General features: G+C 59.7%; 15 protein-coding genes. 9 read left to right on the top strand and 6 right to left on the bottom strand.

Annotation, left to right across the window (positions count from 1 at the left end; translation table 11 throughout):
- Positions 1-45: 45 nt before the first annotated feature.
- Together MFLA_RS09020 and MFLA_RS09015 are read left to right on the top strand one after the other, a co-directional pair.
- Complete coding sequence (locus MFLA_RS09020; RefSeq protein WP_011479984.1) at positions 46-3,486, top strand: hybrid sensor histidine kinase/response regulator; 3,441 nt, start codon at positions 46-48, stop codon at positions 3,484-3,486.
- Positions 3,473-4,408 carry a response regulator transcription factor gene (locus tag MFLA_RS09015; RefSeq protein WP_011479983.1) on the top strand — a complete coding sequence of 312 codons (936 nt, stop codon included), beginning with the start codon at positions 3,473-3,475 and terminating at the stop codon, positions 4,406-4,408. The genes MFLA_RS09020 and MFLA_RS09015 overlap by 14 nt, the downstream gene beginning before the upstream one ends.
- Positions 4,409-4,434: 26 nt before the next feature.
- Here MFLA_RS09015 and MFLA_RS09010 read toward each other — a convergent pair whose 3' ends face one another.
- Entirely contained in the window at positions 4,435-7,062 is a 2,628-nt protein-coding gene (locus tag MFLA_RS09010) for a chemotaxis protein CheW (protein WP_011479982.1), read from the bottom strand.
- A 138-nt stretch (positions 7,063-7,200) separates the two neighbouring features.
- Here MFLA_RS09010 and MFLA_RS09005 point away from each other — a divergent pair, with 138 nt between their 5' ends.
- The 4 genes from MFLA_RS09005 (at position 7,201) to MFLA_RS08990 (ending at position 11,493) form a co-directional block, all read left to right on the top strand.
- Entirely contained in the window at positions 7,201-8,436 is a 1,236-nt protein-coding gene (locus tag MFLA_RS09005) for a putative DNA modification/repair radical SAM protein (RefSeq protein ID WP_011479981.1), read from the top strand.
- A 21-nt stretch (positions 8,437-8,457) separates the two neighbouring features.
- Positions 8,458-9,390, top strand: coding sequence for a TIGR03915 family putative DNA repair protein (locus tag MFLA_RS09000; protein WP_048811667.1), 933 nt, complete (start codon positions 8,458-8,460; stop codon positions 9,388-9,390).
- A 160-nt stretch (positions 9,391-9,550) separates the two neighbouring features.
- Positions 9,551-10,864 carry an ammonium transporter gene (locus MFLA_RS08995; RefSeq protein WP_011479979.1) on the top strand — a complete coding sequence of 438 codons (1,314 nt, stop codon included), beginning with the start codon at positions 9,551-9,553 and terminating at the stop codon, positions 10,862-10,864.
- 2 nt (positions 10,865-10,866) lie between these two features.
- The gene (locus MFLA_RS08990; protein ID WP_011479978.1) at positions 10,867-11,493 is read left to right on the top strand and encodes a hypothetical protein; all 627 of its coding nucleotides are present in this window, start codon (positions 10,867-10,869) and stop codon (positions 11,491-11,493) included.
- 125 nt (positions 11,494-11,618) lie between these two features.
- Here MFLA_RS08990 and efp read toward each other — a convergent pair whose 3' ends face one another.
- From efp to greB, 3 genes are read right to left on the bottom strand one after another with little or no spacing between them, the layout of a single operon-like run.
- Positions 11,619-12,176 carry an elongation factor P gene (efp, locus tag MFLA_RS08985; RefSeq protein WP_011479977.1) on the bottom strand — a complete coding sequence of 186 codons (558 nt, stop codon included), beginning with the start codon at positions 12,174-12,176 and terminating at the stop codon, positions 11,619-11,621.
- Between the two features lie 51 nt (positions 12,177-12,227).
- Positions 12,228-13,328, bottom strand: a complete 1,101-nt coding sequence (gene earP / locus MFLA_RS08980; RefSeq protein WP_011479976.1) for an elongation factor P maturation arginine rhamnosyltransferase EarP — start codon at positions 13,326-13,328, stop codon at positions 12,228-12,230.
- Positions 13,329-13,336: 8 nt separating this feature from the next.
- Positions 13,337-13,834, bottom strand: a complete 498-nt coding sequence (gene greB, locus MFLA_RS08975; RefSeq protein WP_011479975.1) for a transcription elongation factor GreB — start codon at positions 13,832-13,834, stop codon at positions 13,337-13,339.
- A 114-nt stretch (positions 13,835-13,948) separates the two neighbouring features.
- Between greB and MFLA_RS08970 the strand changes: the two genes are divergently transcribed.
- From MFLA_RS08970 to MFLA_RS08960, 3 genes are all read left to right on the top strand, one after another.
- Entirely contained in the window at positions 13,949-16,714 is a 2,766-nt protein-coding gene (locus MFLA_RS08970) for a PD-(D/E)XK nuclease family protein (RefSeq protein ID WP_195741987.1), read from the top strand.
- Positions 16,711-20,100, top strand: a complete 3,390-nt coding sequence (locus tag MFLA_RS08965) for a UvrD-helicase domain-containing protein (RefSeq protein ID WP_011479973.1) — start codon at positions 16,711-16,713, stop codon at positions 20,098-20,100. The genes MFLA_RS08970 and MFLA_RS08965 overlap by 4 nt, the downstream gene beginning before the upstream one ends.
- A gap of 266 nt (positions 20,101-20,366) precedes the next feature.
- Positions 20,367-21,314, top strand: a complete 948-nt coding sequence (locus MFLA_RS08960) for a choice-of-anchor A family protein (protein ID WP_011479972.1) — start codon at positions 20,367-20,369, stop codon at positions 21,312-21,314.
- A gap of 123 nt (positions 21,315-21,437) precedes the next feature.
- Here the strand turns inward: MFLA_RS08960 and MFLA_RS08955 are convergent, their stop codons facing one another.
- Both MFLA_RS08955 and mfd read right to left on the bottom strand, forming a co-directional pair.
- Positions 21,438-22,076: a DedA family protein gene (locus tag MFLA_RS08955; protein ID WP_011479971.1), complete on the bottom strand. Its 639-nt coding sequence runs from the start codon at positions 22,074-22,076 to the stop codon at positions 21,438-21,440.
- A 1-nt stretch (position 22,077) separates the two neighbouring features.
- Positions 22,078-25,482, bottom strand: coding sequence for a transcription-repair coupling factor (gene mfd, locus MFLA_RS08950; RefSeq protein WP_011479970.1), 3,405 nt, complete (start codon positions 25,480-25,482; stop codon positions 22,078-22,080).
- Between the last annotated feature and the right edge of the window lie 129 nt (positions 25,483-25,611).

The following is a 25,611-nucleotide window of genomic DNA, read 5'->3' as shown; positions in this document are numbered from 1 at the left end:
AATTGCTGCAGGTATGGTAGACATTGATGGGAATATCAAGGCTGGATGACTGCAATTGACTATCAGGCGGGGGCAGGCGGGGGCACCAGCGAGGTCATGGAGCCCACGCAGCGCATCGTCAAGGTGCGCCGCGACTACAATACCTGGGTGGTCAACGAAACGCTGGAGGATTACGCGCTCAGGTTCACGCCGCGTTCTTTCCGCAAGTGGTCGATTTTCCGTGTCGCCAATACCGCGTTCGGTGCAATTTCCTTCCTGGTATTGGAGGCGATTGGTGGCACGCTGGCCGTCAATTATGGCTTCACCAACGCTTTCTGGGCCATTCTTGCCATCGGACTGGTGATCTTCATGACCGGCCTGCCCATTAGCTACTACGCGGCTAAGTTCGGGCTTGACATGGACCTGCTCACGCGCGGCGCAGGCTTCGGCTACATTGGTTCGACGATTTCCTCGTTTGTCTATGCATCATTTACCTTCATCCTGTTCGCGCTCGAGGCGGCCATCATGGCCTATGCGCTGGAACTGTATTTCGACCTGCCGCTCTACATCGGTTATCTGGTGAGTGCGCTGGTGATTGTGCCGCTGGTGACCCATGGCGTCACCCTGGTCAGCCGCATCCAGATGATCACCCAGCCGATCTGGCTGTTCCTGCTGGCTTTGCCCTATGTGTTCATCATTTACAAGGATCCGGGCGTGCTGGGCAGGCTTGGCGAGTTTGCAGGTAAGTCGGGCTACGACAGCGACTTCAACTTGTTGATGTTCGGCACGGCGATGGCGGTGGGCATGGCCCTGATCCCACAGATCGGCGAGCAGGTGGACTTCTTGCGCTTCATGCCGGAGAAGACGCGCAAGAACCGTTTCCGCTGGCACCTTGGCGTACTGGTGGCAGGGCCGGGTTGGATATCCCTAGGCATGCTCAAGATGCTCGGTGGCGCCTTGCTGGCCTATCTGGCGGTGGAGGGCGCCAGGTCGTTCGAGCAGGCGGTCAATCCCAACCAGATGTACATGGCTGGCTTCAGCCAGGTATTCTCGAACCCGGAAGTCGTGCTGGCGGTGACGGTGTTCTTCGTGGTGATTTCGCAGATCAAGGTCAATATGACCAATGCCTATGCAGGCTCTCTCGCCTGGTCCAATTTCTTCGCGCGTCTCACGCATAGCCACCCGGGCCGCGTGGTGTGGGTGGTGTTCAATGCCATGATCGCGATCATTCTCATGGAGATGGACGTGTTCCAGGCGCTGGAGCAGGTGCTGGGCCTGTATTCCAATATCGCGATTTCCTGGATTACGGCAGTGGTGGCCGATCTCGTCATCAACAAGCCGCTGGGTCTGAGTCCCAAGGGGATCGAGTTTCGCCGCGCTTACCTCTACGACATCAACCCCGTCGGCGTCGGGGCGATGGTGATCGCCTCGCTGTTGTCGGTGGCGGCGTTCTTCGGCATGTTCGGCGTCGAGGCGGAGGCGTTCTCGGCCCTGATCGCGCTGGGCACCGCCTTGGTGGTGTCCCCCTTGATTGCATGGCTGACGAAGGGCAAGTACTACATCGCGCGTCGTCCCGTGAGCTACCAGCCGGCGAGCGGCGTACAGCGCTGCAGCATCTGCGAGAAGCAGTATGAGGTCGAGGACATGGCGCATTGCCCAGCCTACCAGGGCGCGATCTGCTCGCTGTGCTGCTCGCTGGATGCGCGTTGCAACGATCTCTGCAAGCCGCATGGCCGCATCGAGTATCAATGGCAGCGCGTCATGCGGCGGGTGCTGCCCGATCGCTGGGTTGAGGTGATGCAGAGCGGGTTGGGGCATTACCTGTTGCTCATGGCAGTGACGCTGGCATTCCTGAGCGCCTTGTTCGGGCTGATTTATTTCCATGAGTCGCTGACCTTCACGGGCGAGAAGGAAGCCCTGCTGCCCGAGCTTAGGCTGGGATATCTCAAGGTATTCGCTGCGCTTGCGTTCGTGAGCGGCATCATCGCCTGGTGGATCGTGCTGACGTCGGAGAGTCGCCGCGTCGCGCAGGAAGAGTCCAACCGCCAGACCAATCTGCTGCAACGCGAAATCGTGCTGCACAAACAGACCGATGCTGAATTGCAGCGCGCGCGTCAGGTCGCTGAGCAGGCCAACCAGGCCAAGAGCCGCTACATCACCGGCATCAGTCATGAGTTGCGCACGCCGCTCAACAGCATCCTCGGCTACGCGCAATTGTTGGACAATGATCCCAGCATCCCGGAAAACCGGCGCCAGTCCATTCGCGTAATCCGTCGCAGCGGCGAGCACCTGCTGTCCCTGATCGAAGGCACGCTGGACATTGCACGCATCGAGAGCGGCAAGCTTACCTTCGACCTGCGCCTGGTACGCTTCCCGGAATTCATTCAGCAACTCGTGAGCATGTTCGAGTTGCAGGCACGCAACAAGGGTATCGACTTCAAATATGAATTGCGGGGAGAGCTGCCCAAGGTGGTGCGCATCGACCAGAAGCGCCTGAGCCAGATCCTCATCAATATCCTCGGCAATGCCGTGAAGTTTACGCGCCATGGCGGGGTCTCGTTCAAATTGCGCTATGCGCGCGAGATGCTCCATATCAGCATTGAGGATACCGGCCCCGGTATAGCGCCCGAGGAAATCGAGAAGGTGTTTGAGCCATTCGCGCGTGGTTCGGCAGCCGCCAAGAGCAATATCGGCGGCACTGGCCTCGGCCTGACGATCAGCAAGATGCTCACCGAGTTGATGGGCGGCCAGCTCACGGTGCGCAGTACCCTGGGGCAGGGCAGCCAGTTCAATATCCGCCTGTTCCTTTCCCAGGTGCGGGTGCCCGAAGAGATCGAGAATGCTTCCATGCCCATGCCTCTGGCCTACAAGGGACAGCGTCGGCGGATATTGGTGGTGGACAACGAGCAGGTGGACAGGGAGCTGCTCAAGAACATCCTGCAGCCGCTGGGCTTCGAGGTGGCAGAGGCGGCGAACGGGCGCGAGTGTCTGCAGACCTATGTCAAGTTCAAGCCCAACGTCATCCTCATGGATCTTGCCATGCCGGACATGGATGGCTGGGAGGCGAGCTACATGATACGCAAGGTGCACCAGTCCGACGTGCCGATCGCGATCGTCTCCGCCAACGCGTTCGACAAGGGGTTGGAAAATACCGCAGGCATCCCGGCTTCGGACTTCATCGTCAAGCCCGTGAACGTGATGGAATTGCTGCGCTGGATTGGCGAACAACTCAAACTGGAGTGGGTGACCGCGCTCGGTGATGTTGTGGATGTAGATGCGGTCTCCCGGCCTGTGACCGGTGAGCTGGAAGCGCCTCCCCGCGAGCAGCGCGACGAATTGATGGCCTTGATCAAGGTGGGCTATATGCGAGGCATTACCCGCAAGCTGGATGAGATCGGACAGGATGGCCAGTATGAGACTTTTATTGCCGCCATGCGCCAGCTGGCAGGTCAATTCGAACTTGAAGCAATGCAGAAAATGTTGGAAGAAGTGAATGATGGAGGTTAGGAAAGATACCGCGGTCGTATTGATCGTAGATGACGTGCCGGACAACCTGGCCGTGTTGCACGATGCCTTGGACGAATCCGGCTATATGGTGCTGGTGGCCAATAACGGCGAGACTGCGCTCAAGCGGGCGGAAGAAGCGCGCCCTGATATCATCCTGCTGGATGCGATCATGCCGGGCCTGGACGGATTCGAAGTCTGTGCTAGGCTCAAGGCCAACCTCAACACCCAGCACATCCCGGTGATCTTCATGACCGGCCTGACCGAATCAGAACACGTGGTGGCGGGGTTTGCCGCAGGCGGCACCGATTACGTCACCAAGCCCATCCGTACTGCCGAAGTACTGGCCCGCATCAATACGCACCTGCAGGCATCGCGCCAGATGCACCAGGCGCGCGGGGCGCTGGACGCCTTCGGCCAGGCGGCCATTGCCGTCATGCCCAAAAGCGGCCGCATCGTCTGGCAGACGCCGTTGGCGCGGGACTGGATGCAGCGCTACTTCAGCGCCAGTGATATCGATCCGGTCACGCTCACCCCATTGGCGGTACTCAAGTGGCTGGCCAACTTGAGGGAGGACGGGAAGGAAAGCATGCCGCTCACCATTGTGCAGGGCAGCGGCCGCCTCGTCTTCTCGCTGGCGGACCTCAATGCGGAGGAGCAATGGATCATCATCCTGAGGGAGGAATCCGATGCTGCCCAGATCGAAGCGCTGATGCAGACCTTCGGCCTGACCCAGCGCGAATCCGAAGTACTCTATTGGGCAATCAAGGGTAAGACCAACCGCGACATCGGCGACATCCTCGGCACTAGCCCACGCACCGTCAACAAGCACATGGAGCACGTTTTTGCCAAGCTGGGTGTCGAAACCCGCACCGCCGCCGCAGCGCTCGCCACCAGCAAGCTGCGCAACCTCAAGGCGGGTTGAGGAGACAATCTAGCGCCACCCTTGGCTCAGGCCACCTGCTCCAGCACGTCGCCTCCACCTTCCGTTTCCGCATTTTGCACGGACGCCTGCCGTGCCGCCTCGCTGATGCGCGTGATCAGGTTGACGGCCGATAGCAGGATCAGCAGGTTTTCACCCTTGTCCGTCATGACCTTGGCAATGCCCTCGGCCGGGATGTTGATGGTCGCGAAAAAGGCCGAGAGCGGCTCGATCGCGTCGGGGGCGATGGCGGGGATTTCCCCCAGCGCGCTCACCAGCAGGCCGAACTTGGGCAGCTTGGGGCCGGCCTGGACAATGACAATCTGCTTGTCCTGTTCGGGGGGCTGAAAGTCGATGCCGGTGAGTCGGGCGAGGTTGAGGACGGGCACGACGCTGTCCTTGTGCTTGAGCATGCCTTCCAGCACCGATGAGGTGTCGGGCAAAGGCTTGATGCTGTTGGCCTGGATAGCCTCGACAATGTGTGAGGCCGGTAGGCCGAGCCAGTGCTTGCCGATGTAGAAGGTGGCGTATTCCTCGGCGTCTTCCGCCGCAGCCTGGTTGCTTACCGGCTTGAACTGGTTTTGCTGCAACAAGTTCTCTGAATCCATCATGGCGTTGATGTCAGCGGCCTTGCCCAGCGGGATGAAGATCAGCGCGGTCACATGGTGTTTGTAATTGTCGCCGGCCCCCTTGTATTCACGATATCCGGACGAGGCGCGCGCGCCCACGGCATAGTAGTTGTCGTGATAGAGCGCGATATCGAAGCCTGTGCTTCCTGGCGCCAGCTTGCATAGCCCCGGATGCACGGTAAAGTGGCTGCCGACGGCAAAGTCCTGGGAGGTGGATGAGATCACGCGCAGCTTTTCGTCGACATAGAGCGTGAAGCTGCCCTGGATGACTTCGTTATCGGCGCTGCGAGGCAGGGCGTCCGAGAGCATGGCGGAGAATTGCGGTGCGCTGTCGAACACGATGCCGATGCCGCCTACGGTCTGCTCCTGGTGGCGGATGGCGGCGGCATAGATATAGGTGGGCTGGTTGTCATACAGGGGAGTGGGTTCGAAGTCCGATACGACATAGTCTTGCGACCGGCGCAATTGCAGTGCAGCCTTGGCCCAGTCCGCTGTGATGGTTTCGCCTGTCAGCCGCTCATAGGTGGGATTGGACACCGCGACGATACGGCCATGGCGATCGAAGACGACCAGGTTGGAATACACGGTATAAGCCTGGTTGATATAGGCCAGCACCTTAGTGATCGCATGCATTTCCTGCATGCCGAGTTCCGGCTGGGAGAGCAGGCGCTGGAATGTTGCGGTCAATGCCCACCAGCGGCAGTCATTGGCACGTTCGTACAGGTTGCGGTCCATGATATCCACAGCCAGCGACGCGAAAAAGCGCGAGTTCTCCAGCATGACGGCCACGACGGTCTGGTAGAGGTCGGCGACCGTCTTTTCCACGACGCTCTGTGTCTTGAAGCCGGTGTTGCTGATTTCCCACAGCAACATCTTGGAGAAATTGTTCTGCTGCGCGTTGTGGCTGGCGTCACGCTTCTGCCAGATATTGCCATTCCAGACCGACTGGTTGAGCTTACTCTGGATGGTGGCTGCCTGCTTGGGAATGCCCAGCAATGTCGGCGAGAACAGCAACGGGCTGCGCATGACTTTCTTCAGCAGCATCGGGTCGATGCCGGCGATGATACTGGCGACATTGTCCTCGAAGGCATGCTCGAGCGGAATCATCACATGGCCGCGCCAGCCAGGGCCCATGTAGCCCTGGTAGCCCTTGGTTTCGCGCGTGACGGCAAGATACAGCCTGCCGGCAAAGCGCGTAAGTATCCAGTCCTGGCCCAGGGCATGTTCCAATGGGGCGCCCAGCGGGATCTGGTAGTGGTCGCTGCTGGCAACGACCCGGTTTTGTTCGTCCAACAGTAAGCCCACGCACCATTCGTCCTGTCGGATCAGGTCCTTGAATATGCCGTCCATTTCATCTTCGAACTTGAAGCAAAGACAGAGCACGCCCAGCGCGGTATCGCTATTGTCATGGCATACCTTGCGCGCATAGATCAGGCTGGCATCCCGCCCGGGCGATAAATCGCTGTGTCGAAACACTTCGAGGTAGGGTGCGTCGGAATGCAGGGCTTCCTCGATCAGAGGGTCGTGCGACTGCCTGGTGGGGTTGGTATCATCCAGCTGCACCAAAATGTTGCCGCCTGCATCAAGCAGGATCACGTTGAAGTAGACCGAGTACTTCTGGACATACTCGCTGAAGCGCTCGCGCAGCAGCAGGTAGTCAGTCTCGTCGACGCTGCCTGCGATGTGCTTGTCGAGGAAGTTGCTGAGGTTGTCGTCCGTGGATAGAAAGCCGATGTCTGCGGTGCGCTCGAACAGGTTGCGCACCACGATGTCCACTGCTACCTGAGCCTTTGCCGTGATCGCGCTGATGGTCTTGTTCAGCGTTTCCTGGGCCAGACTGTCCAGCACGTCGGTCGTGATCTTGCCGAATGCCTGGCGCGTCTCGCTCATGTCGGTGCCTGTGCCGGAAAGCTGGCTGAGCAGGGAGAGGTTATCCCAGGTGCTCTGCAGCTGCTGCAGCGATTCACGATAACGGTGGAGGCTGCCCATGCTTTGTATCATGGCTGGGAGGTGATGTGCGGTCATCATGATTTGCTTTCCTGGTGAAGTGCCAGCAACCTGCCAGCAATTATCGTGCCTATTCCTGGGACGACATTTTTTCCTTGCAGGGTTGAACCGGGCAGGGAGAGGGTAGGCAAAATTACTGTACGAACGTACAATAATGAAATGCAGGTGAAACGGAAACTCGAAATCTTGGCCGATGCCGCCAAGTATGACGCCTCGTGCGCATCCAGCGGCACTGAGCGGCGCAACTCGCGGGACGGGAAGGGCATAGGCTCGACCACGGGCACGGGGATTTGCCACAGCTATGCGCCCGATGGCCGCTGTATTTCACTATTGAAGATATTGCTGACCAACTTTTGCCTGTACGACTGCGTTTACTGCGTCAACCGGGTAAGCAGCAATGTTCCCCGCGCGCGCTTCAGCATAGACGAAGTGGTGCAGCTGACACTGGCGTTTTACCGTCGCAACTATATCGAGGGTCTGTTCCTGAGCTCGGGCATCATCCAGAGCCCGGATTACACCATGGAGCAGGTGGTCGAGGTGGCGCGCGTCCTGCGCGAGGAGCATGGCTTCCGCGGCTATATCCACCTGAAAACCATTCCGGATGCGAGCCCGGACTTGCTGGCGCGCGCAGGGCGCTATGCAGACCGGTTGAGCATCAATATCGAACTGCCGACGGCAGCCAGTCTTTCCGCGCTGGCGCCGGAAAAGGACGGTGCGGCCATCCGTATCTCGATGGCAAGACTGCGCGAACGCATTGACGCGGGAAAGGAGAAAAGCATCAGCGGCAAGCGTCCGCCGAAGTTCTCCCCAGGCGGGCAAAGTACGCAAATGATCGTCGGCGCGGATGCCACGGATGACAGGACGATACTCAGCACCAGTGCCGACCTCTATGGACGCTACCGCCTGCGGCGCGTCTATTATTCCGCGTTCAGCCCGATTCCCGATGCGAGCCCGGTACTGCCATTGCAGTCGCCACCGCTGGTGCGCGAGCACAGGCTGTACCAGGCAGATTGGCTGCTGCGCTTCTATGGATTCGAGGCGCATGAAATCGTGACTGGCAACCAGGGCATGCTGGCGCTGGATATCGACCCCAAGACGGCATGGGCGCTGCAGAACCGCGCCATGTTCCCCGTCGACCTCAACCGTGCGCCCAAGGCTATGCTGCTGCGCGTGCCGGGACTGGGGGTACGCAACGTGCAGCGCATCCTGGCAGCAAGGCGCGTGCGCGCAGTACGCCTGGATGATCTGGTGCGCATGCACGCACCGGTCAATCGCATGCTGCCGTTCATTCAGCTGCCGGACCATCATCCGGGTGCGACCCTGGATGCTGCCAACCTGCATGCCCGGCTCAAGGACACGCATACAGCCCCGCAGCAGTTGGGCTTGTTCATATAGGGGCCTGTTGGCAAGCTGCGTATGTACAACGTTGAGCTCAAGAGTGAAACCGACATGGAAGGCTGGCGCCATGCAGCGCGTCGGCTGCTTGCCCAGGGTGTTGCCCCACAGGAGGTGAGCTGGTACGTGAAGCCAGCCCCGGGGACTGTGGTTCAGGAAGATTTCTTTGCAGGAACAGGGAAGACAGCGTACCCGGCGGAGTCTCCATCTGCCGTCAGAGTCCAGGCAAGTGGGGCCGATAATGCGCCGCCAGTCACGTCAGCCGACAGCAGGCCGTTGATGGTGCCGCGCGCATTTGCCGAGCTGGTGCATCCGGTGATCATGCACCGGGCGCCGGAGCGCTTTGCCCTGCTGTACCGGGTTCTCTGGCGCCTGCAGCAGGAGCGCGGGTTGATGAAGTTGGCAGGGGATGCCGATATTGCCGGGCTGAATGCCATGGCCAAGGCGGTGCGGCGCGATATGCACAAAATGACGGCGTTCGTCCGGTTCCGGGAGGCCGTGGTGCAGGGCCAGTTGCGCTACCTGGCCTGGTTCGAGCCGGAGCACCATATCATGGCCGCGATCGCGCCTTTCTTCATCGGGCGGTTTGCCGCCATGGACTGGACCATCATGAGCCCGCGTCTGGGGATGCGCTGGGACGGCAGCAGGCTACATTTCCTGCCGGGCGGCAAGCTCGAGGCGCTACCGGAGGAGGATGCAGGCGAAGCGCTGTGGCTGAGCTACTACCAGCACATTTTCAATCCCGCCCGTCTCAAGCTCAAGGCCATGCAAAAGGAAATGCCGAAAAAATACTGGCGCAACCTGCCCGAGGCCGAGCTGATCACCGCATTGGTTGCCAGTGCCGGAATGCGCACCCGTGCGATGCTGGAACGCGTGCCCGAAGCGCCCAGGCGCAAGATTGTTGGCTACAGGCGGAAGGTGCCCCGGCCAGATGCGGACGATGGAAAGACATAGCGATATCCAGGAAGTGGCGGGTGCCTGAAAGCAGGCAAGCCAGGCTTGCTAATGGCCGGATGCCCATTTGAGGGGGTGGCAAATTGTCGGGTATGGGGCAAGCGCTGGCATTTTTCGTGCTTTTGTCCGGAGAGACCGCCGATCATCATAAGAAGCTGCCATGCCCATATCTCTGTTGCCGTTAACCCTTCTTTTCTCTCTTTGCATCGTCCCCCTGCCTGTATCTGCAGGCGAGGGCGCACCCCAGGCGCTGGCAGTCGACAGCGTATGGGTGGCAATCTCTGGCGCGCTGGTGTTTATGATGCAGGCCGGGTTCGCCATGCTGGAAAGCGGCATGACACGTGCCAAGAATGCCGTGAACGTAATGATGAAGAACTACATGGACCTGGCCGTGGGGGCGCTGCTGTTCTGGCTGGTGGGCTATGGCCTGATGTTCGGCAGCAATCCCAGCGGCTGGATCGGCACGGATCATTTCGCCCTGGCCCATGGCGATGACTGGGGCGCCAGCATGCTGTTCTTCCAGGTAATGTTCGCCGCGACGGCGGCGACCATCGTCAGCGGCGCCATGGCCGAGCGTACGAACTTCATTGCTTATTTGCTGGGCGCTTGCGGCATCATGGCACTCATCTACCCCGTATTCGGCAGTTGGGCCTGGAATGAGCATGGGTGGCTCAAGCAGATGGGTTTCATTGATTTTGCCGGCTCCACCGTGGTGCATTCGGTCGGGGCATGGTGCGCATTGGCAGGCATCATGGTGCTTGGTCCCCGGCTGGGACGTTTCGGCAGCAAGGGCGAAGTGCACATGATCCCAGGTCATAACCTCAGCCTGGTAGCGATGGGCGGCTTCCTGCTCTGGTTCGGCTGGTTCGGCTTCAATGGCGGCAGTACACTGGCGGCGGGCGTCGAGATCGGGCCTATCCTCTTGAATACCCATATGGCCGGGGCCGCCGGGGCCGTGGGAGCCCTGCTGGTTGCGCTGGCCATGCGCAGGCCAATATTGATGGCTTACGTCGTCAACGGTAGCCTGGGCGGGCTGGTGGCGATTACCGCGGGTTGCGCCAGCATGGATGTCCCTTTTGCGGTCCTAACCGGTTTCATCGGCGGGATTGTGACGATGCTGGGAGTGTGGGCGCTGGAGAAACTCAGGCTGGATGACGTCGTGGGCGCGGTTGCCGTGCACGGTTTCAGCGGCGTATGGGGTACAGTGGCTGCCGGTTTGTTCCTAAAGGACAATATGTTCGACCTCAACCAGGTGCTCGTGCAGATGATCGGCGTGGCCGTGGCCTTTGTCTGGGTTTTCCTCAGCGCATTGCTGATGTATGGACTGCTTGCCCGCACGATAGGGCTGCGCGTCAGCACCATGCATGAACAGCGCGGGCTGGATATCACGGAGCACGGCGAGGTCGGGTATCCGGAATTCAACCGCGAAGCGGCTTACCAGCCTGAGCATGTGCAACACCTGAGCAGATTGTGAGCATGGATATCGTACTGCGTCGCCGAGCCGTATTGACCGGGCTCAGGCCTTTTCTTGACGATGAAGAGCTTTTGTCCGCGGTGAGTTTATGGGAGCGCGATTATGCGCATCAGCCATCATTCGCATTGAGCAGCTTCATCTCCAGGTGTTGTTTCCGTGCAGAGCTCAAGGTGCAGCGCGGGCAGATGCTGCGGGCCGTTGTCAGCGCCATGGAATTGCCGGAGGCGCAATTATTACCAGACCCTGGCAGCCTGGGAGGGGACACGATTTCCCTGGGAGCGCAGGCAGCCGCGACGAAGCCCGATGAGCAGACGCGCATGTTTGCTCTGCTGTTAGCGGCGATGCTGGTGAACCTGGATGCAAGGACAGAGGGAACGATACGCGGTCGCTTGCTGACACACCTGAAGGCGGACGAAGGGCAGGGATTGCGTGACTGGTTGGCAGGGCATGGGACTGAATTGTCGCAAAGCTACAGTCTTGCATTGCTGCGGGACTTGATCAACCAGGCGTATGTGGCGATGTGCGAAGCGCTTGGACCGGTCAAGGCCGATCAGGTACTGGCCCTGGCGATTCGCCAGGCAGACGCCCAGGGCGCCCGCCTGGGATTCCGGGTACATGACTTGCTGTAGGCTGCTGTTCTGTGGGTGTGGATGCTATGGCGCTGGGCGCACTGCCGACACAACCTGGAGGCTTGGGCTCGGGCGGCATAAAAAAAGGAGCCGCTAAGGGCTCCTGTCGCTCGGTGGCTTGAACCTTATTTCACGCGGTTCTTGTATTCCAGTGTGCGGGTGTCGATTTCGATCTTGTCGCCGATATCGCAGAACAACGGCACGGCCAATTCGAAGCCAGTGGCGATTTTCGCCGGCTTCATCACCTTGCCGGAGGTGTCGCCCTTGACTGCTGGCTCGGTGTAAGTGATCTCGCGGACCACGGAATTTGGCAGGTCCACGGAGATTGCCTTGCCGTTGTAGAACACGACTTCGCACGTCATGCCGTCCTCAAGGAAGTTAAGGGCATCGGTCATGTTGTCGGCTTCGACTTCGTACTGGTTGTATTCCGCATCCATGAAGACATACATAGGGTCGGCAAAATAGGAGTAAGTCACTTCCTTCTTTTCGAGGATGACCACGTCGAATTTATCATCAGCCTTGTAGACGGCTTCGCTAGCGGCTTCGGTCAGCAAGTTCTTGAACTTCATTTTGACCACAGCCGCGTTGCGGCCGGATTTATTGTATTCAGTCTTTTGCACGACCAATGGGTCGTTGCCGATCATCACTACGTTGCCTACGCGAAGTTCCTGAGCTGTCTTCATAATATGTGCTTAAAAGGTTGAAAGGAAAAAGGGTCGCAGTATAACCGAAAATCAGAAAAATTTCCTGCAGTAAATCACAAGCTTAGCGGCAAGGTCGCTTTCTTCGGCCTGCTTCCTGGCATAGGCTTGCGACTGCTTATGCCAGCCCGGCAGCGCGGCGAGCAATGCCTGCCAGGCAGAGGGTGTGAAGCCGTTCCGGTTCCATGCGCGATGGGCCGCCATGATGTGGATGGACAAGTCTGGCGGACTATCTTGACAGTAGTGTTGCAGGAAGGCCTCCAGTTTGGCGAGATGGGCATCCCCCTCTTGAAGATAGGGCTGCCAGATCAAGGGTTTGCCTGCCCACAGTGCCCTGATCCAGCTGTCCTCTCCGCGAACGAAGTTGAGGTCGCAAGCCCAGAGCAGGTGGTCGTAACGCTCCTGGGAAAGGAAGGGGACAGTGGCGACCCTCAGTTTGTGCTGGCCTTTCCTGCTTCTGAGCCACGCCATGGCGTGTTCGGCGATGGGGCCGTTGGGGATGATGCACAGGACCGGTTGCCCAACCTGCATCATCGCATCCAGCAGCGAATCCAGCGGCGCATGTGGGTAGCAGAACAGGCTGATGGTATAGGCATGCTGCGGCATGATGCCAAGGCTCTCCCAGAATGCAGCCTGCAAGGCATGGCTTTGCTGGAAGCGGGTGCGTTCCGCCAGCAGGTTGGTTTCGCGGAGTAGCCCGCCGGAGGCTGGGGTGAAACCAGGAAAGAAGAAATGCTTGGTCAGGCCGAGTTGGGGGTGTGTAGACGCGCGGGCGTGGAAATCATCCACCCAACGTTCGGCACTCAGGTATTCCAGGTTGATCCATACTGGTCGGGATGCCTGCATTGCATGCAGGTATGCTGGAGGCAGATCGCAGCCGAATGCCTCGATCACGACGTCGGCAGCGGCGGTTTGCGGGAACGGTAGCGTCCAGTGACATATTTCCACCCCCGAGACTGTCTGTGCAGGCAGTGCAGGATCCAGCTCTGGCACCAGTTTGGCCGCGATGCCGGGCTGGTCTATCCACAGCCTGACCTGTATCCCATGCGCTTGTGCCAGCTGTTTTGCCAGGCGCCAGCACACGCCGATATCCCCATAGTTGTCGACAATGCGGCAGAAAATGTCCCAGCGCATGGCGTCAGTCAGCCTTGTCCCGGCGGGTGGTAACTGACGTCGACAATCTCGAAGCGCTCCTCACCTGCTGGCGTTTCCACGCGGATCACGTCGCCCGGCTGTTTACCTAACAGGGCGCGTGCGAGTGGCGATATCCAGCTGATGTACCCCTTGCCGGGATCGAGTTCATCCTGGCCTACGATGCGGTAATGATGTTCGCTGTCCTTGTCGATGGAATAAAGCTCGACCCAGGCGCCGAAATAGATTTTCTCCAGGTCCTGCTGCTGGGCCGGGTCCACGACCACGGCAATGTCCATGCGCTTCATGAGGAAGCGTAGCCGCGAGTCTATCTGGCGCAGGCGCTTCTTGCCGTAGATATAGTCGCCATTTTCGCTGCGGTCGCCATTGCTCGCTGCCCAGGCGACATCACTGACGACCTTGGGGCGCTCAACTTTGTATAGCTGCTCGAACTCGTCCTTGAGGCGAGCATAGCCTTCCGGCGTAATGTAGTTTTTCTGGTCTGCCATAGGCTGGCAAGGTAGGCGGCAAGGCGCCGCCTGTCAAGCCGTTGCCGTCAAAGCCGCATGGCAGTGGGGACAGATACCGGGCCAAGCGGTGCTGAATCAAGTAGAATTCCGCCCATGGAAAACCACCTGATTCTCTGCGCCACGGCCCGGCTGGCGCGCGCATTGCAGCTCGACCATGCCAGGGCGCAGTCGGCCCGTGGCCTGAAGCAGTGGACGTTACTGGATGTCATGACCGTCAGCCAGTGGCTGGACGCCTTGTTCGAGGCAGCCCTACTCACGGGTGAACTGGACGCGCAAGAGGTCCCGCAAGGCGTGTTGAGCAGCGCGCAGGAGCGTATGTTGTGGGAAACCGTCATCAAGGAGGTGCTTGCAGCCGAGGTGGCCGGCGACCTGTTCGATATCAAGGGGTTGGCGTGCATGGCGCAGGAGGCCAACCAATTGTTGCTGGAGTGGCGCCTGCCTGCGCCTGATGCCGGCTACAGCGAGGAAACGCGCCAGTTTCTCGCCTGGCGGCGAGAGTTCGTGGCCCGGTGCCGGCAGAGTGGCTGGATGGAGGCGGCGCGTTACTTCGACTGGCAACTCGACATGCTGGCCCGGGGCGTAGGGCGGCTGCCCGGCAGCATCGCCTTTGCGGGTTTTGACCGCATGACACCGCAGATGGTGCGACTGTGGGAAATCTTGCAGCAACGCCATGTCGATGTGCAGCGCCATGATACCGCTCTTGCTGAAGCAGGGGGTGCCCAGCGCCTGCTGCTCGCCGACCAGCAGGCAGAGTGCCGGGCCGCTGTGGCTTGGGCGAAACGGCAGCTGGCCGAACACCCCGGGGCCAGTATCGGGATTGTGGTGCCAGAGCTGGCCAAGCTGCGCGGGACGCTGGCACGCTTGCTTGATGACGCCTTGCATCCCTCGTGGGTGCGCCCTGCCATGGTGGAGGCGCCACGGCAATACGACTTTTCTCTGGGACAGCCTTTGCACCGAGAGCCAGTCGTGCATACGGCGCTGGCGCTCCTCCAGTTCTTCAGCCAGTGGCGGCGACAGGACAAGATCGAGCAGCAGGATTTCTCTCACTTGCTGCAGCAACCCTATTGGTCCCATGCCGTTACCGAGGCAGATGCCCGCGCGCAGCTCGATGCGCGGATGCGTGAGCGGCTGCCATTGTCCATGAGCATGTCGCGCCTGGTCCGCTTTATCCGGCGCGAGGCCGGCAGTGAAAAAGCGCCTTTGGTGTTGGCCGGCTTGCAGGCACATATCTCCGACGCGCTGGCCATCCTGCAGGAGCAGCACGGCCAGCAGCTGCCCTCGGTATGGGCAGACGTCATGCAGCGTACGCTGGACGCGCTTGAATGGCCGGGCAGGCAGCGCAGCCTGTCCAGTTTTGAATTCCAGGCCATCAAGGCTTTCGATGAGGTGCTGCAGGCGCTGGCTTCGCTCGATGTGCTGCAGCAAGCGTTGCCTTTCTCCCAGGCACTGGCAAGATTGCGCGAGCTGGTGCAGGAGAAGATTCACCAGCCGGAGGCGGAAGGTGAGGTCCGGTTGCAGGTCATGGGCATGCTGGAAAGCGTCAGCCAGCCGCTGCACGGCTTGTGGGTAATGGGTATGAATGACTATGTATGGCCGCCGCCGCCCAGGCCCAATCCCCTGCTGCCCGCTGCAATGCAGCGCCAATACGGCGTGCCGAATGCCGACAGCGCGGTGCAGGCCGCGTTTGCGCAGGTGGTTCATCAGCGCCTGCTGCATAGCGCGCAGCAAGTCATATTTTCCAGTGCGCTGAAGGACGGCGAGCGCGAATTGCGCCCCAGCCCGCTGCTGCAGGCGATTCCCCTGGCCGATGCGATGCCCGAGCTTAGCCTTAGCCTGGCGCAGGCGCTCGCTGAACGTGACGGCAAGCCGCTGCAATGGCTGGATGACCACCAGGCGCCGCCGGTCGAGGAAGGCGAGCATATCTCGGGCGGTACCGGCCTGCTCAAGGCCCAGGCGGTCTGTCCCGCCTGGGCTTATTTCCAGTATCGCTTGCATGCGCGCGCGTTGAAGGCACCGGTGAATGGCCTGGATGCAGCCGGTCGCGGGACGCTGGTCCATCTGGTGTTGGAACGGTTCTGGCGCGGAAGAGGCCTGCATGACTTGCAGGCAATGGATGAGATGCAGTTGGAACAGGCACTCGGAGAAGCCGTGCAGGACGGGCTGAGTATTTATGCGGACACTTGCGGCGAAGTATTGAGCGAGGCGTTCGTTGCGCTGGAGACATTGCGCCTAACCCGCTTGCTCAAGGGCTGGCTGGCCTTCGAGCGCATGCGCGAACAGCCATTCACCGTCCTGGCCAGCGAGCAGCAGCAGAAAGTACTCATCGAAGGGGTGGAGATCACCTTGATCATAGACCGCATCGACCAGCTGGAAGACGGTAGTCGCATCGTCATCGATTACAAGACCGGCCGCAAGCCGGATACGCGCAACTGGGCGCAAAGTCGCATTACCGAGCCCCAGCTACCGGTATATGCCGCCTTTGTGCTGTCGTCGCTCGACCCGGCCGATACGGCCGGTTCCCAGGGCGCAGAGATTTCCGCGATCGCCTTCGCCATGGTCAAGCTGGAGGAACATGGATTTGCCGGGCTTGCCAATGGCAACGTGCTGCCAGCGATGCCGGTGCTGGATGACAAGAAAACCCGGGAAGTGTTTTCTGAGGAGATGTTTCCGGATTGGCACAGTGTGCTTGCGCATTGGCGCAGCAGCATTACCGCAGTGGTGGATGAATTGAAGCGCGGAGAAGCCGCAGTCCTGGTACAGGATGAGAATGAACTTGCCTATTGCGAGGTGCTGCCCCTGCTGCGCCTGCCGGAAAGGCGGCTGCAGTTCGAGCACATGCAGCAGGGGGGCGCACAATGACAACAGCGCAGGCAACGGATTTGCTCAAGTTGGATCGCGTCAGCCGCGAGCGGGCGCTCGAGCTTGCATCTTTCATCGTGGAAGCGCCTGCCGGGGCTGGCAAGACCGAGCTGCTGACCCAGCGCTTTCTGCGCTTGCTTACAACCGTCTCGGCGCCTGAGCAGATCATTGCGATCACCTTCACCAACAAGGCAGCAGCCGAGATGCGTGCCCGCATTCTCGACAGCTTGCTGATGGCCGCCAGTGGCAGCCCGCCACCGCAAGCGCACAAGCAGCAGACCTTCAGGCTGGGCAAGGAGGCTTTGCGGCATGCGGACAGCCTGGGTTGGGAGTTGCTGGACCATCCGTCGCGATTGAGGATATTCACGATCGATTCCTTGTCCGGACACCTGTCGCGGCAGATGCCGCTGCTGAGCCGCTTCGGCAGCCAGCCAGCCGTCAGCGAGGACGCCAGCGCGCATTATCGGCTTGCCGCTGAGCGCACGCTCGCGCTGGTGGACGAAGAGAGCATGGGCGAAGCTGTACGCCTGGCCTTACGCTATGTCGACAATGATGTGCAGAAGCTCACGGGCTTGCTGGTGGACATGCTGGGCAAGCGCGACCAATGGCTGGACTACGCCAACCATGGCAACCTGCAACAGGCTGCCGAGCGGGCGCTGGAACACTTGGTCATCCAGGATCTGAAAGCCGCTGCCGAGGTGTTGCCGGAGCGCATGCAGCGCGTCTTGATGCCGGTGGCGCGATATGCTGCCGGGAACCTGGCCTGCGACGTACGCCAGGCATTGTTGCTGGATTGGGAAACGCCATTGCCCGCCTCGTCCCAGGCATTGCCGGTATGGCTGGCAGTGTGTGACCTGCTGCTGACGGGCACCGGGACATTGCGCAAGACGGTCAACGTCAAGAATGGCTTCCCGGCCACGCCGGAATCCAAGCCCTTCAAGGAGCGGTTTGCCGAGATCGTGGCAACCTTGCAGCAGACCGCAGGTGCAGAGGCCACCTTGCAGCGCTTGCGCAGCCTGCCGGTACGGCAGGACGAACATAGCTGGCAGATGGTGGCAGCGCTGGCGCAGTTATTGAAGCTTGCCGTCGCTCAATTGTGGCTGGTGTTCCAGCAGGCAGGGGAGGTGGATTTCGTCGAAGTGTCGCAACGCGCATTGCTGGCACTGGGCGACGATGACGATGCGCCCAGCGAACTGGCCATGAAACTGGATTATGAGATCAGCCACCTATTGGTGGATGAATTCCAGGACACCAGCCCCGGGCAGGTCAAGCTGTTGCAGCGGCTGACGCAGGGATGGATGCCTGGCGATGGCCGGACATTGTTTGCCGTGGGCGACCCGATGCAGTCGATTTACCGCTTCCGCAAGGCCAATGTGGGGCTGTTCCTTGAGGTTGCCGAAGACGGCATTGGCGCGTTGAAGCTGGAACGCCTGCAGCTTTGTCGCAACAACCGTTCTGCACCGCCGGTGGTGGATTGGATCAACGCCACGTTCCGCCATGTGTTTCCTGCCCATGACAGCGTGGTGCAGGGGGCGATCCGCTACCGCGAATTCGTGGCCACCCGCGAGAATGAAGCCGGCGCCGACGTGATGGTGCACCCGTTGATCGCTCATCCGGACGAGGGTGCCGATGCACTGCGCATTCGCGAAGCCGGCACGGTGGTTGGGATCATACGTCATACCTGGGCAAGTCGGCCTGAGGCGCGCATTGCGGTATTGGTGCGTGCGCGTGCGCATCTCGAGACGCTGGTGGCGGAAATTCGGCGCCACCACCCCGACCTGCATTTCCAGGCAGTGGAGATCGAGCCACTTGCCGGGCGGCAGAGTGTGCAGGATCTCCTGGCCTTGACACATGCCTTGCTGCAGCGCGCTGACCGCGTCAACTGGCTTGCCGTATTGCGTGCGCCCTGGTGCGGCCTCCGCCTTGCCGATCTGCATGTGCTGGCAGGGCGTGACCGTTATCGCACGATCTGGTCATTGTTGCATGACAACGCCCTGCTGGCTGGGATGAGTGAAGACGGCCGCCGGCGCAGCCAGCATGTGGTGCAGGTGCTGTCGGAAATCCTGGGACAGCAGGGACGCATGCCCTTGAGCCGTTGGCTGGAGAGCGCCTGGCTGATGCTGGGCGGAGCGCAATGCCTGTGGCAACCGGGGGATGTGGCCGATGTGGAAGCCTTTTTTGCCTTGGTGGACCAGCTGGACCAGCAAGGCCGCTTCAGCCTGGAGCGCTTGGTGCAAGAGGTGGAGAAACTCTATGCCGCGCCAGATCTGGAGGCGAATGGGCAATTACAGTTCATGACGATTCATAAGTCCAAGGGACTGGAATTCGATACGGTCATCCTCCCGGGACTGGAGCGGCGGCCGCGCAACGGTGAAATGCCTCTGCTGCTGTGGGAGGAAGTTGCCATCGACACGGAGGCTGGCGTCACTACCGAGCTGGTCACGGCGCCGTTTATTCCCAAGGGGGCGGCGGGGCGGGACGAACCCAGCCCATACAGCTACCTGAAAATGCTGGAAAAGGAGCGCGCGGACCATGAAAGCGCGCGCGTGCTGTATGTCGCGGCAACCCGAGCCGAACGCTGCCTGCACCTGCTCGGCAGCGTCGTTCCGAATGCCAAGGGGGAGCTCAGGCCGTCCGGCGGCACATTTCTTGACTTGCTGTGGCCACACTTGGCAGGCCGCTTCATGGAAGCGGCTGCGCAGCATGTCCTGCCTGCGGAAGATGCAAGTCAGCCGCCATTGCTGGCCGACTTCGTGCCCAAGCTGGTCAGGGTGGAAGAAGCCGACATGCCGTCAATTTACAACGATGACAGGCATGAAGTGGTCTCTTACGAACAGGCGCCTGCGGACACACCGGTGTTGGGCAGACAGGCAGGGCTGGAAGCCCACATCGGTACGCTTGCGCATAAATATGTGGAAATGATCTCAGCCGATCCCGACTTCGATGGCTGGCTGGCGCGCCTGCCCAGCCTGAGGCCTGCAATGGTAAGGTGGCTGGCGCGGCAAGGGCACCATCAAGATGCTGCGCAGGAGGCAGCAGGGCAGGTACTGCAGTTGCTGGCACTCACCTTGCAGAGTCCGGATGGCCGCTGGGTGCTGTCGGCGAGGCCGCAAGCGGCGGCGGAACTCGCTCTCGGGCATGTCGGCGACGCTGGCTTCAAGCAGCATGTCGTGGATCGATGCTTCATCGAGAATGGCGAGCGCTGGATCATCGACTACAAATCGACACGGCTGCCTGTCAACGCAGATGCCCAAATCATGCTGGATGCCGCTTCAGTGCATGCAGCACAATTGACGGGATATGCGGCACTATTTGCGGAGGAAGGACGACCAATTCGCAAGGCAATTTACTTCATGGCCTTGGGCAAACTGTGTGAATTGCCTTGATCCATCACGCCAATCTGGACAACATCATGACAAAGATTGTCGGAATTTTGATGGATGTGTGGAAATTTTGTCACTCCAAGTGGTATTGGCCTGGATGGGAAGCCGGATGATATCCGTGGAAAACTGGAATGTTTTTTTAGTACCAAATTGAATTTAAAGGATATTTAAGAGTCATATTTATAGATGAGCATGCCCTTGGTATAGATCGGTACAAGGGTTGCTTATAGTAAAGCAAACATCCCCCTACAACAGGATAAAGTGAAACGATGAAAACGAAATTGAGTATGTTGGCAGTATTGGCGGCAATATCCGCTCCAGCCGCTGCGGGCACGATTGACCTCGGGGTTGCTGGAGATTACAACGCATTTATCTTTGGGGATTATACGGCCAACGGTAATTCGGTGGCAGGCGCATTGGCTATCGGCGGCGATGCCAGCTTGAATGGCAATAGCGTCTCCAATATCAATGGCAATGATTATGCCGTCGTGGTCGGTGGCAATCTGGGCGATACCCCATGGGGCGGTAGCGCGAATGGTAATCTGTGGGTAGGTGGCACCAATAACAAGGGCGGGAACTACACAATAAGCGGCACATTGGATAATCCATCGACAGCGCCAGCTCCCGTTGATTTTGCTGCGGCAGAGAGTTACCTGACTGCATTATCAAGCGGCCTCTCCAATGTCTCTGCGACAGGCAGCTACTCACCATTGGATGAATGGAACCAGAATAGTAAGGTGTTTACCGGCTCGGGATCCGGTGTCGAGTTTTTCAACCTTGATGCCAGCGAATTCGCAAGCTTTAATAATTTAACCTTCAATGGATTTTCTGCTGGTACTACACTGGTTTTCAACGTGGCAGGTTCTGATGCAGTCCTGGGCTGGCAATGGCAGTCGTTGAGCAATGACTACAACGTATTGTTCAACTTTTACGAGGCCACCAGCGTCAAGCTGGAAAATGCGGCCATCAATGCGAACATTCTGGCGGTCAATGCCACCATCACTGGCTCTGGCAATCTATATGGGACGGTGATTGCCAACCAATGGGATAACGCCATGACATTGGGCAACGGTGGGTTCGACACTGTCGAGACTGCGTTGTTCGCTGGTGTAACAGCTGCTGTACCGGAACCACATGATTATGCTTTGTTATTGACTGGGTTGGGTGTGATTGGGCTGGCAACCGCCCGTCGCAGGAAGATTTTGGCTAGGAAGTAAAGCCATACCATCTGAATCCCGGGGGGGATAGAGGAGGAGAAAGGCGTGGGGTAGCATTACCCACGCTTTTTTCCTTTCTGGCGTCTGCGTTGCTCTAACCGTGCTGCCGGGATGTAGTCTGGATCAATGGTGATCGTGGTGGTGTACGCGGCGGATGGCTTTGAGGTGGCGCCTGATGTACCACACGGCGAAGATGACGCCGACGACGACCAGCACGATGTGGAACTGGTGGAAATAGACTTCGAGCGACTCCCAATGCTGGCCGAATTTCATGCCGGCATACGCCAGCAGGAAGCACCAGATCAATGAGCCGACGAAAGTATAGGCAATAAACTTGCCCATGTGCATACGTGCCACTCCGGCTGGGAAGGCGATGAAGGTACGTACTGCAGGCAGCAGGCGGCCGACGAAGATGATGATGTCGCCGTATTTCTCGAACCAGCGGTCGGCCAAGTGCAGGTCGTGATGGGAGATCAGCACCCATTTGCCGTATTTCTCCACCAAGGGCCGGCCACCGAACATGCCCAGGTAATAAGCGGGGATTGAGCCGACCACACAGCCCACGGCCCCAGCTAGTGCCACGCCCCATAAGGTCAGCTCACCCGTAAATACCAGATAGCCCGCAAACGGCATGATGATTTCCGAGGGCAAGGGGACGCAGGCAGACTCGATTGCCATCAGCAATACGATGCCGCCGTAACCCATGGTCGAGATTACCCCGATGATCCAGGCAGCGACGCTTGCAATGATTTTTTCCAGCATGTCAGGCGAGTTCCTTTAACAGGTTCTTGATAAAGTCGGCACGTTGCGCAATGCCGGGATATTGTACCGTAACCCTGAGCTTGTCCGGCCCGTTCATGCGGCAGCGGCGGTCACGTTGCAGGAGCGCGATGAGCTTGGTCGGATCGAGATCCGCTTTCGGTGAAAAATGCAGCTGGATCGCGGAGTCGCTGGCGTCGATCTTATTGATTCCCAGGGCCTTGGCGGCAATGCGCAGGCGATGGCAGGCCATCAGGGCCTCGCCTTGTTCTGGCAACAGCCCGAAGCGGTCAATCAGCTCTTCCTGCATGGCGTCCAGCGCATCGTCGTCGCTGCAGTTGGCTAGGCGCTTGTAGAGCACCAGGCGCTCATGCACGTCGGGGCAATAATCGTTCGGCAATAATGCAGGCGTATGAAGGTTGATTTCAGTGGTGACGCCGAGGGGGGCCGAAAGATCCGGCTCCTTGCCTGCCTTGAGCTGTTTGACGGCGTGGCTGAGCATCTCGGAGTAGAGGGTGAAGCCGATTTCCTGCATTTCCCCGCTTTGGCTGTCGCCCAACAGTTCGCCTGCGCCACGGATTTCCAGGTCGTGCATGGCGAGATGGAAGCCCGCTCCCAGATCTTCGAGCAGCTGGATCGCATCCAGGCGTTTTTGCGCCTGCGGCGTGATATTGCGGTCAGGGTCGGTCAGCAGGTAGGCATAGGCCTGGTGGTGCGAGCGTCCCACGCGTCCGCGCAATTGGTGCAGCTGCGCCAGGCCGAACATGTCGGCGCGGTTCATGATGATGGTATTGGCCGTTGGCACGTCGATGCCGGTCTCGATGATGGTGGTGCACAGCAGCAGGTTGAAGCGCTGCTGGTAGAAGTCGCGCATCACATGTTCCAGCTCGCGCTCGCGCAGCTGTCCATGGGCGATGCCGATGCGGGCCTCGGGCAGGATTTTCTCCAGCTTTTCCTTCATGACGAAGATGGTGTCCACTTCGTTATGCAGGAAGTACACTTGTCCGCCGCGCTTGAACTCGCGCATGGCAGCCTCGCGAATGATGCCTTCGGAATAATGGGTGGCGAAGGTCTTGATCGCCAGCCGCTTCTGCGGTGGCGTGGCGATGACCGAGAATTCGCGCAGGCCTTCCATGGCCATGGACAATGTACGTGGGATCGGTGTGGCGGTCAGCGTCAGGACATCCACCTCGGCGCGCATGGCCTTGAGTTGTTCCTTCTGGCGAACGCCGAAGCGGTGTTCTTCATCGAGAATGACCAGGCCGAGGTTCTTGAACTTGACGTCTTTCTGGATTAGGCGGTGGGTACCGATGACGATATCGATACTGCCATCCTCCAGGCCCTTCAATGCCTGTGCCTGTTCCTTGGCGGTGCGGAAGCGGGAGATTTCGGTGATCTTGACCGGCCAGTCGGCAAAGCGGTCGCTGAAGTTGTGGAAATGTTGTTCCGCCAATAGCGTTGTCGGCACCAGCACGGCTACCTGCCTGCCACCCATGACGGCGACGAAGGCGGCGCGCAAGGCCACTTCCGTCTTGCCGAAGCCGACATCACCACAGACCAGTCGGTCCATGGGACGACCGGACTGCATGTCGCTGATGACGGCTTCGATCGCGGCAAGCTGGTCGGCGGTTTCCTCGAAGGGAAACCCCTCGGCAAATGCCTCGTAGTCATGCAGGCCGAGTTTGAAGGCATGGCCTTTGCGCGCCGCACGCTGGGCGTAGAGGTTGAGCAGTTCGGCAGCGGTGTCGCGTACCTGCTTGAGGGCCTTCTTCTTGGCCTTTTCCCAATGGCCGCTGCCCAGGCGGTGCAACGGCGCGGATTCCGGCGGGCCGCCGGAGTAGCGCGAGATCAGGAACAACTGTGAGACCGGGACGTAGAGCTTGTCGTCACCGGCGTATTCGAGCAACAGGAATTCGGTTTCGCCTTCGCCGAAGTCGATATTGACCAGGCCGCGGTAGCGACCTACCCCGTGCTGTTCATGCACGACCGGGTCGTGCTCGCGAAGCTCGGAGAGATCCTTGAGCATGCCTTCCGTATTGCGCTGCTTTTCCTTGTCGCGGCGGCGCTGCTGGCGGACAGTGTTGGCGTAGAGCTCGGCTTCGGTAATGACGGTGATGTCGTCGACCCTGAAACCGCCATGCAAGGGACTGATGCCGAGCATGACAGGAGCGGTGCCTGCCTGGAAGGATTGCCAGTCCTCGGAGGTTTCATAGGAGATGCCGTGGTCGTGAAACAGCTGCGCCATGGTTTCGCGGCGTCCCAGGCTTTCTGCGGCAATGAGGATGCGGCCCTTGAAGCGGCGGATGTAGTCCTTCAGTTTATGCAGGGGCTGCTCCGAGCGGCGCTCTACCTCCAGCGCCGGAAGCTTGCTGTCATTATCCAGGCTGAGCTGCATCCTGGCCCAGGCGTGGCTTTGGCTGAAGAACTCCTCAGCCTTGATCAGCAAGGTTTCTGGCTTGAGGATGGGGCGCTCGGGGTCATGCGCCAGCTGGCGGTAACGTGATTGCGCATCATGCCAGAAGGCCTGCGATGCCAGGTCGAGGTTGCCGTGCAGGCACAACAGGGCGTCAGCAGGCACATAATCCAGCAGTGTCGCGGTCTGTTCGAAAAACAGGGGTAGATACCATTCGATACCGCCACTGGCGATGCCTTTGGAAACATCCTTGTAAATACGGCTGCGCGAGGGATCTCCCTCGAACATTTCACGAAAACTCTGGCGGAAGCGCGCGATACCGGCTTCATCCAGTGGAAATTCCTTGGCCGGCAGCAAGCGGATATCGGCAACCGGATACAGGCTGCGCTGGGTATCGACATCGAACGTACGGATAGTCTCGATCTCGTCATCGAACAGGTCCAGACGATAAGGCAGGGCGCTGCCCATCGGGAACAGGTCGATCAGCCCGCCACGCACGCTGAACTCCCCGGGACCCATGACCTGGCTGACATGGTGGTAGCCGGCATTGGCACATTGGTTGCGCAAGGCCTCAATGTCCAGGGTCTGTCCCTTTTTCAAGATGAAAGTATGGGCTGCCAGGTAGGCCTTGGGCGGTAAGCGCAACAGTGCTGTCGATATCGGCACGAGCACGATGTCGCAGCTGTTCTGGCTGATCTGGTACAGGGTTGCCAGCCGCTCGGAAATCAGGTCCGGGTGCGGCGAGAAGTGGTCGTAGGGCAAGGTTTCCCAGTCCGGCAGCAGGTGCACGCGTAGCTGCGGCGCATACCAGGGAATTTCTTCCAGTAGGCGTTGTGCATCGAAAGCGTTGGAGGTGACCACAACGATAGGCGCCTTGGCAGAAGTCTCTGCACGGTGGGTGGCGAGTTGTGCGAGTGCCAGGCTATCGGTGCCGGGCGTCAGGGGATTGATCCGGCTCGTTTGGCCGGGTGCCGGAATGGGCAGGGAAAACTGCATTGCTTTGCCGTGAGGGATTGGATAAACGGCCTATTATAGCCTTTTCGCTTGCCAGGTACGCGAATACTGGCGTCTGGCGTGATGATGGCGGGATATGACAAGTGGCACGCCAGGCTGTCCGCTCGCGGA

The organism is Methylobacillus flagellatus KT (genome assembly GCF_000013705.1).
GTDB classification, from domain to species: domain Bacteria; phylum Pseudomonadota; class Gammaproteobacteria; order Burkholderiales; family Methylophilaceae; genus Methylobacillus; species Methylobacillus flagellatus.
Note: the sequence above shows the minus strand (reverse complement) of the source record. Positions and strands in the feature narration are given on the sequence as shown.

What these genes read in the sequence shown, in the direction of transcription:
- MFLA_RS08960 (WP_011479972.1), top strand. Translation starts at nt 20,367, where the DNA reads ATGAAAACGAAATTGAGTATGTTGGCAGTATTGGCGGCAATATCCGCT.
- MFLA_RS09005 (WP_011479981.1), top strand. Translation starts at nt 7,201, where the DNA reads ATGCAGGTGAAACGGAAACTCGAAATCTTGGCCGATGCCGCCAAGTAT.
- MFLA_RS08965 (WP_011479973.1), top strand. Translation starts at nt 16,711, where the DNA reads ATGACAACAGCGCAGGCAACGGATTTGCTCAAGTTGGATCGCGTCAGC.
- MFLA_RS09015 (WP_011479983.1), top strand. Translation starts at nt 3,473, where the DNA reads ATGATGGAGGTTAGGAAAGATACCGCGGTCGTATTGATCGTAGATGAC.
- MFLA_RS08970 (WP_195741987.1), top strand. Translation starts at nt 13,949, where the DNA reads ATGGAAAACCACCTGATTCTCTGCGCCACGGCCCGGCTGGCGCGCGCA.
- MFLA_RS09000 (WP_048811667.1), top strand. Translation starts at nt 8,458, where the DNA reads ATGTACAACGTTGAGCTCAAGAGTGAAACCGACATGGAAGGCTGGCGC.
- MFLA_RS08990 (WP_011479978.1), top strand. Translation starts at nt 10,867, where the DNA reads ATGGATATCGTACTGCGTCGCCGAGCCGTATTGACCGGGCTCAGGCCT.
- MFLA_RS09020 (WP_011479984.1), top strand. Translation starts at nt 46, where the DNA reads ATGACTGCAATTGACTATCAGGCGGGGGCAGGCGGGGGCACCAGCGAG.
- MFLA_RS08995 (WP_011479979.1), top strand. Translation starts at nt 9,551, where the DNA reads ATGCCCATATCTCTGTTGCCGTTAACCCTTCTTTTCTCTCTTTGCATC.
- earP (WP_011479976.1), bottom strand. Translation starts at nt 13,328, where the DNA reads ATGCGCTGGGACATTTTCTGCCGCATTGTCGACAACTATGGGGATATC.
- greB (WP_011479975.1), bottom strand. Translation starts at nt 13,834, where the DNA reads ATGGCAGACCAGAAAAACTACATTACGCCGGAAGGCTATGCTCGCCTC.
- MFLA_RS09010 (WP_011479982.1), bottom strand. Translation starts at nt 7,062, where the DNA reads ATGATGACCGCACATCACCTCCCAGCCATGATACAAAGCATGGGCAGC.
- efp (WP_011479977.1), bottom strand. Translation starts at nt 12,176, where the DNA reads ATGAAGACAGCTCAGGAACTTCGCGTAGGCAACGTAGTGATGATCGGC.
- mfd (WP_011479970.1), bottom strand. Translation starts at nt 25,482, where the DNA reads ATGCAGTTTTCCCTGCCCATTCCGGCACCCGGCCAAACGAGCCGGATC.
- MFLA_RS08955 (WP_011479971.1), bottom strand. Translation starts at nt 22,076, where the DNA reads ATGCTGGAAAAAATCATTGCAAGCGTCGCTGCCTGGATCATCGGGGTA.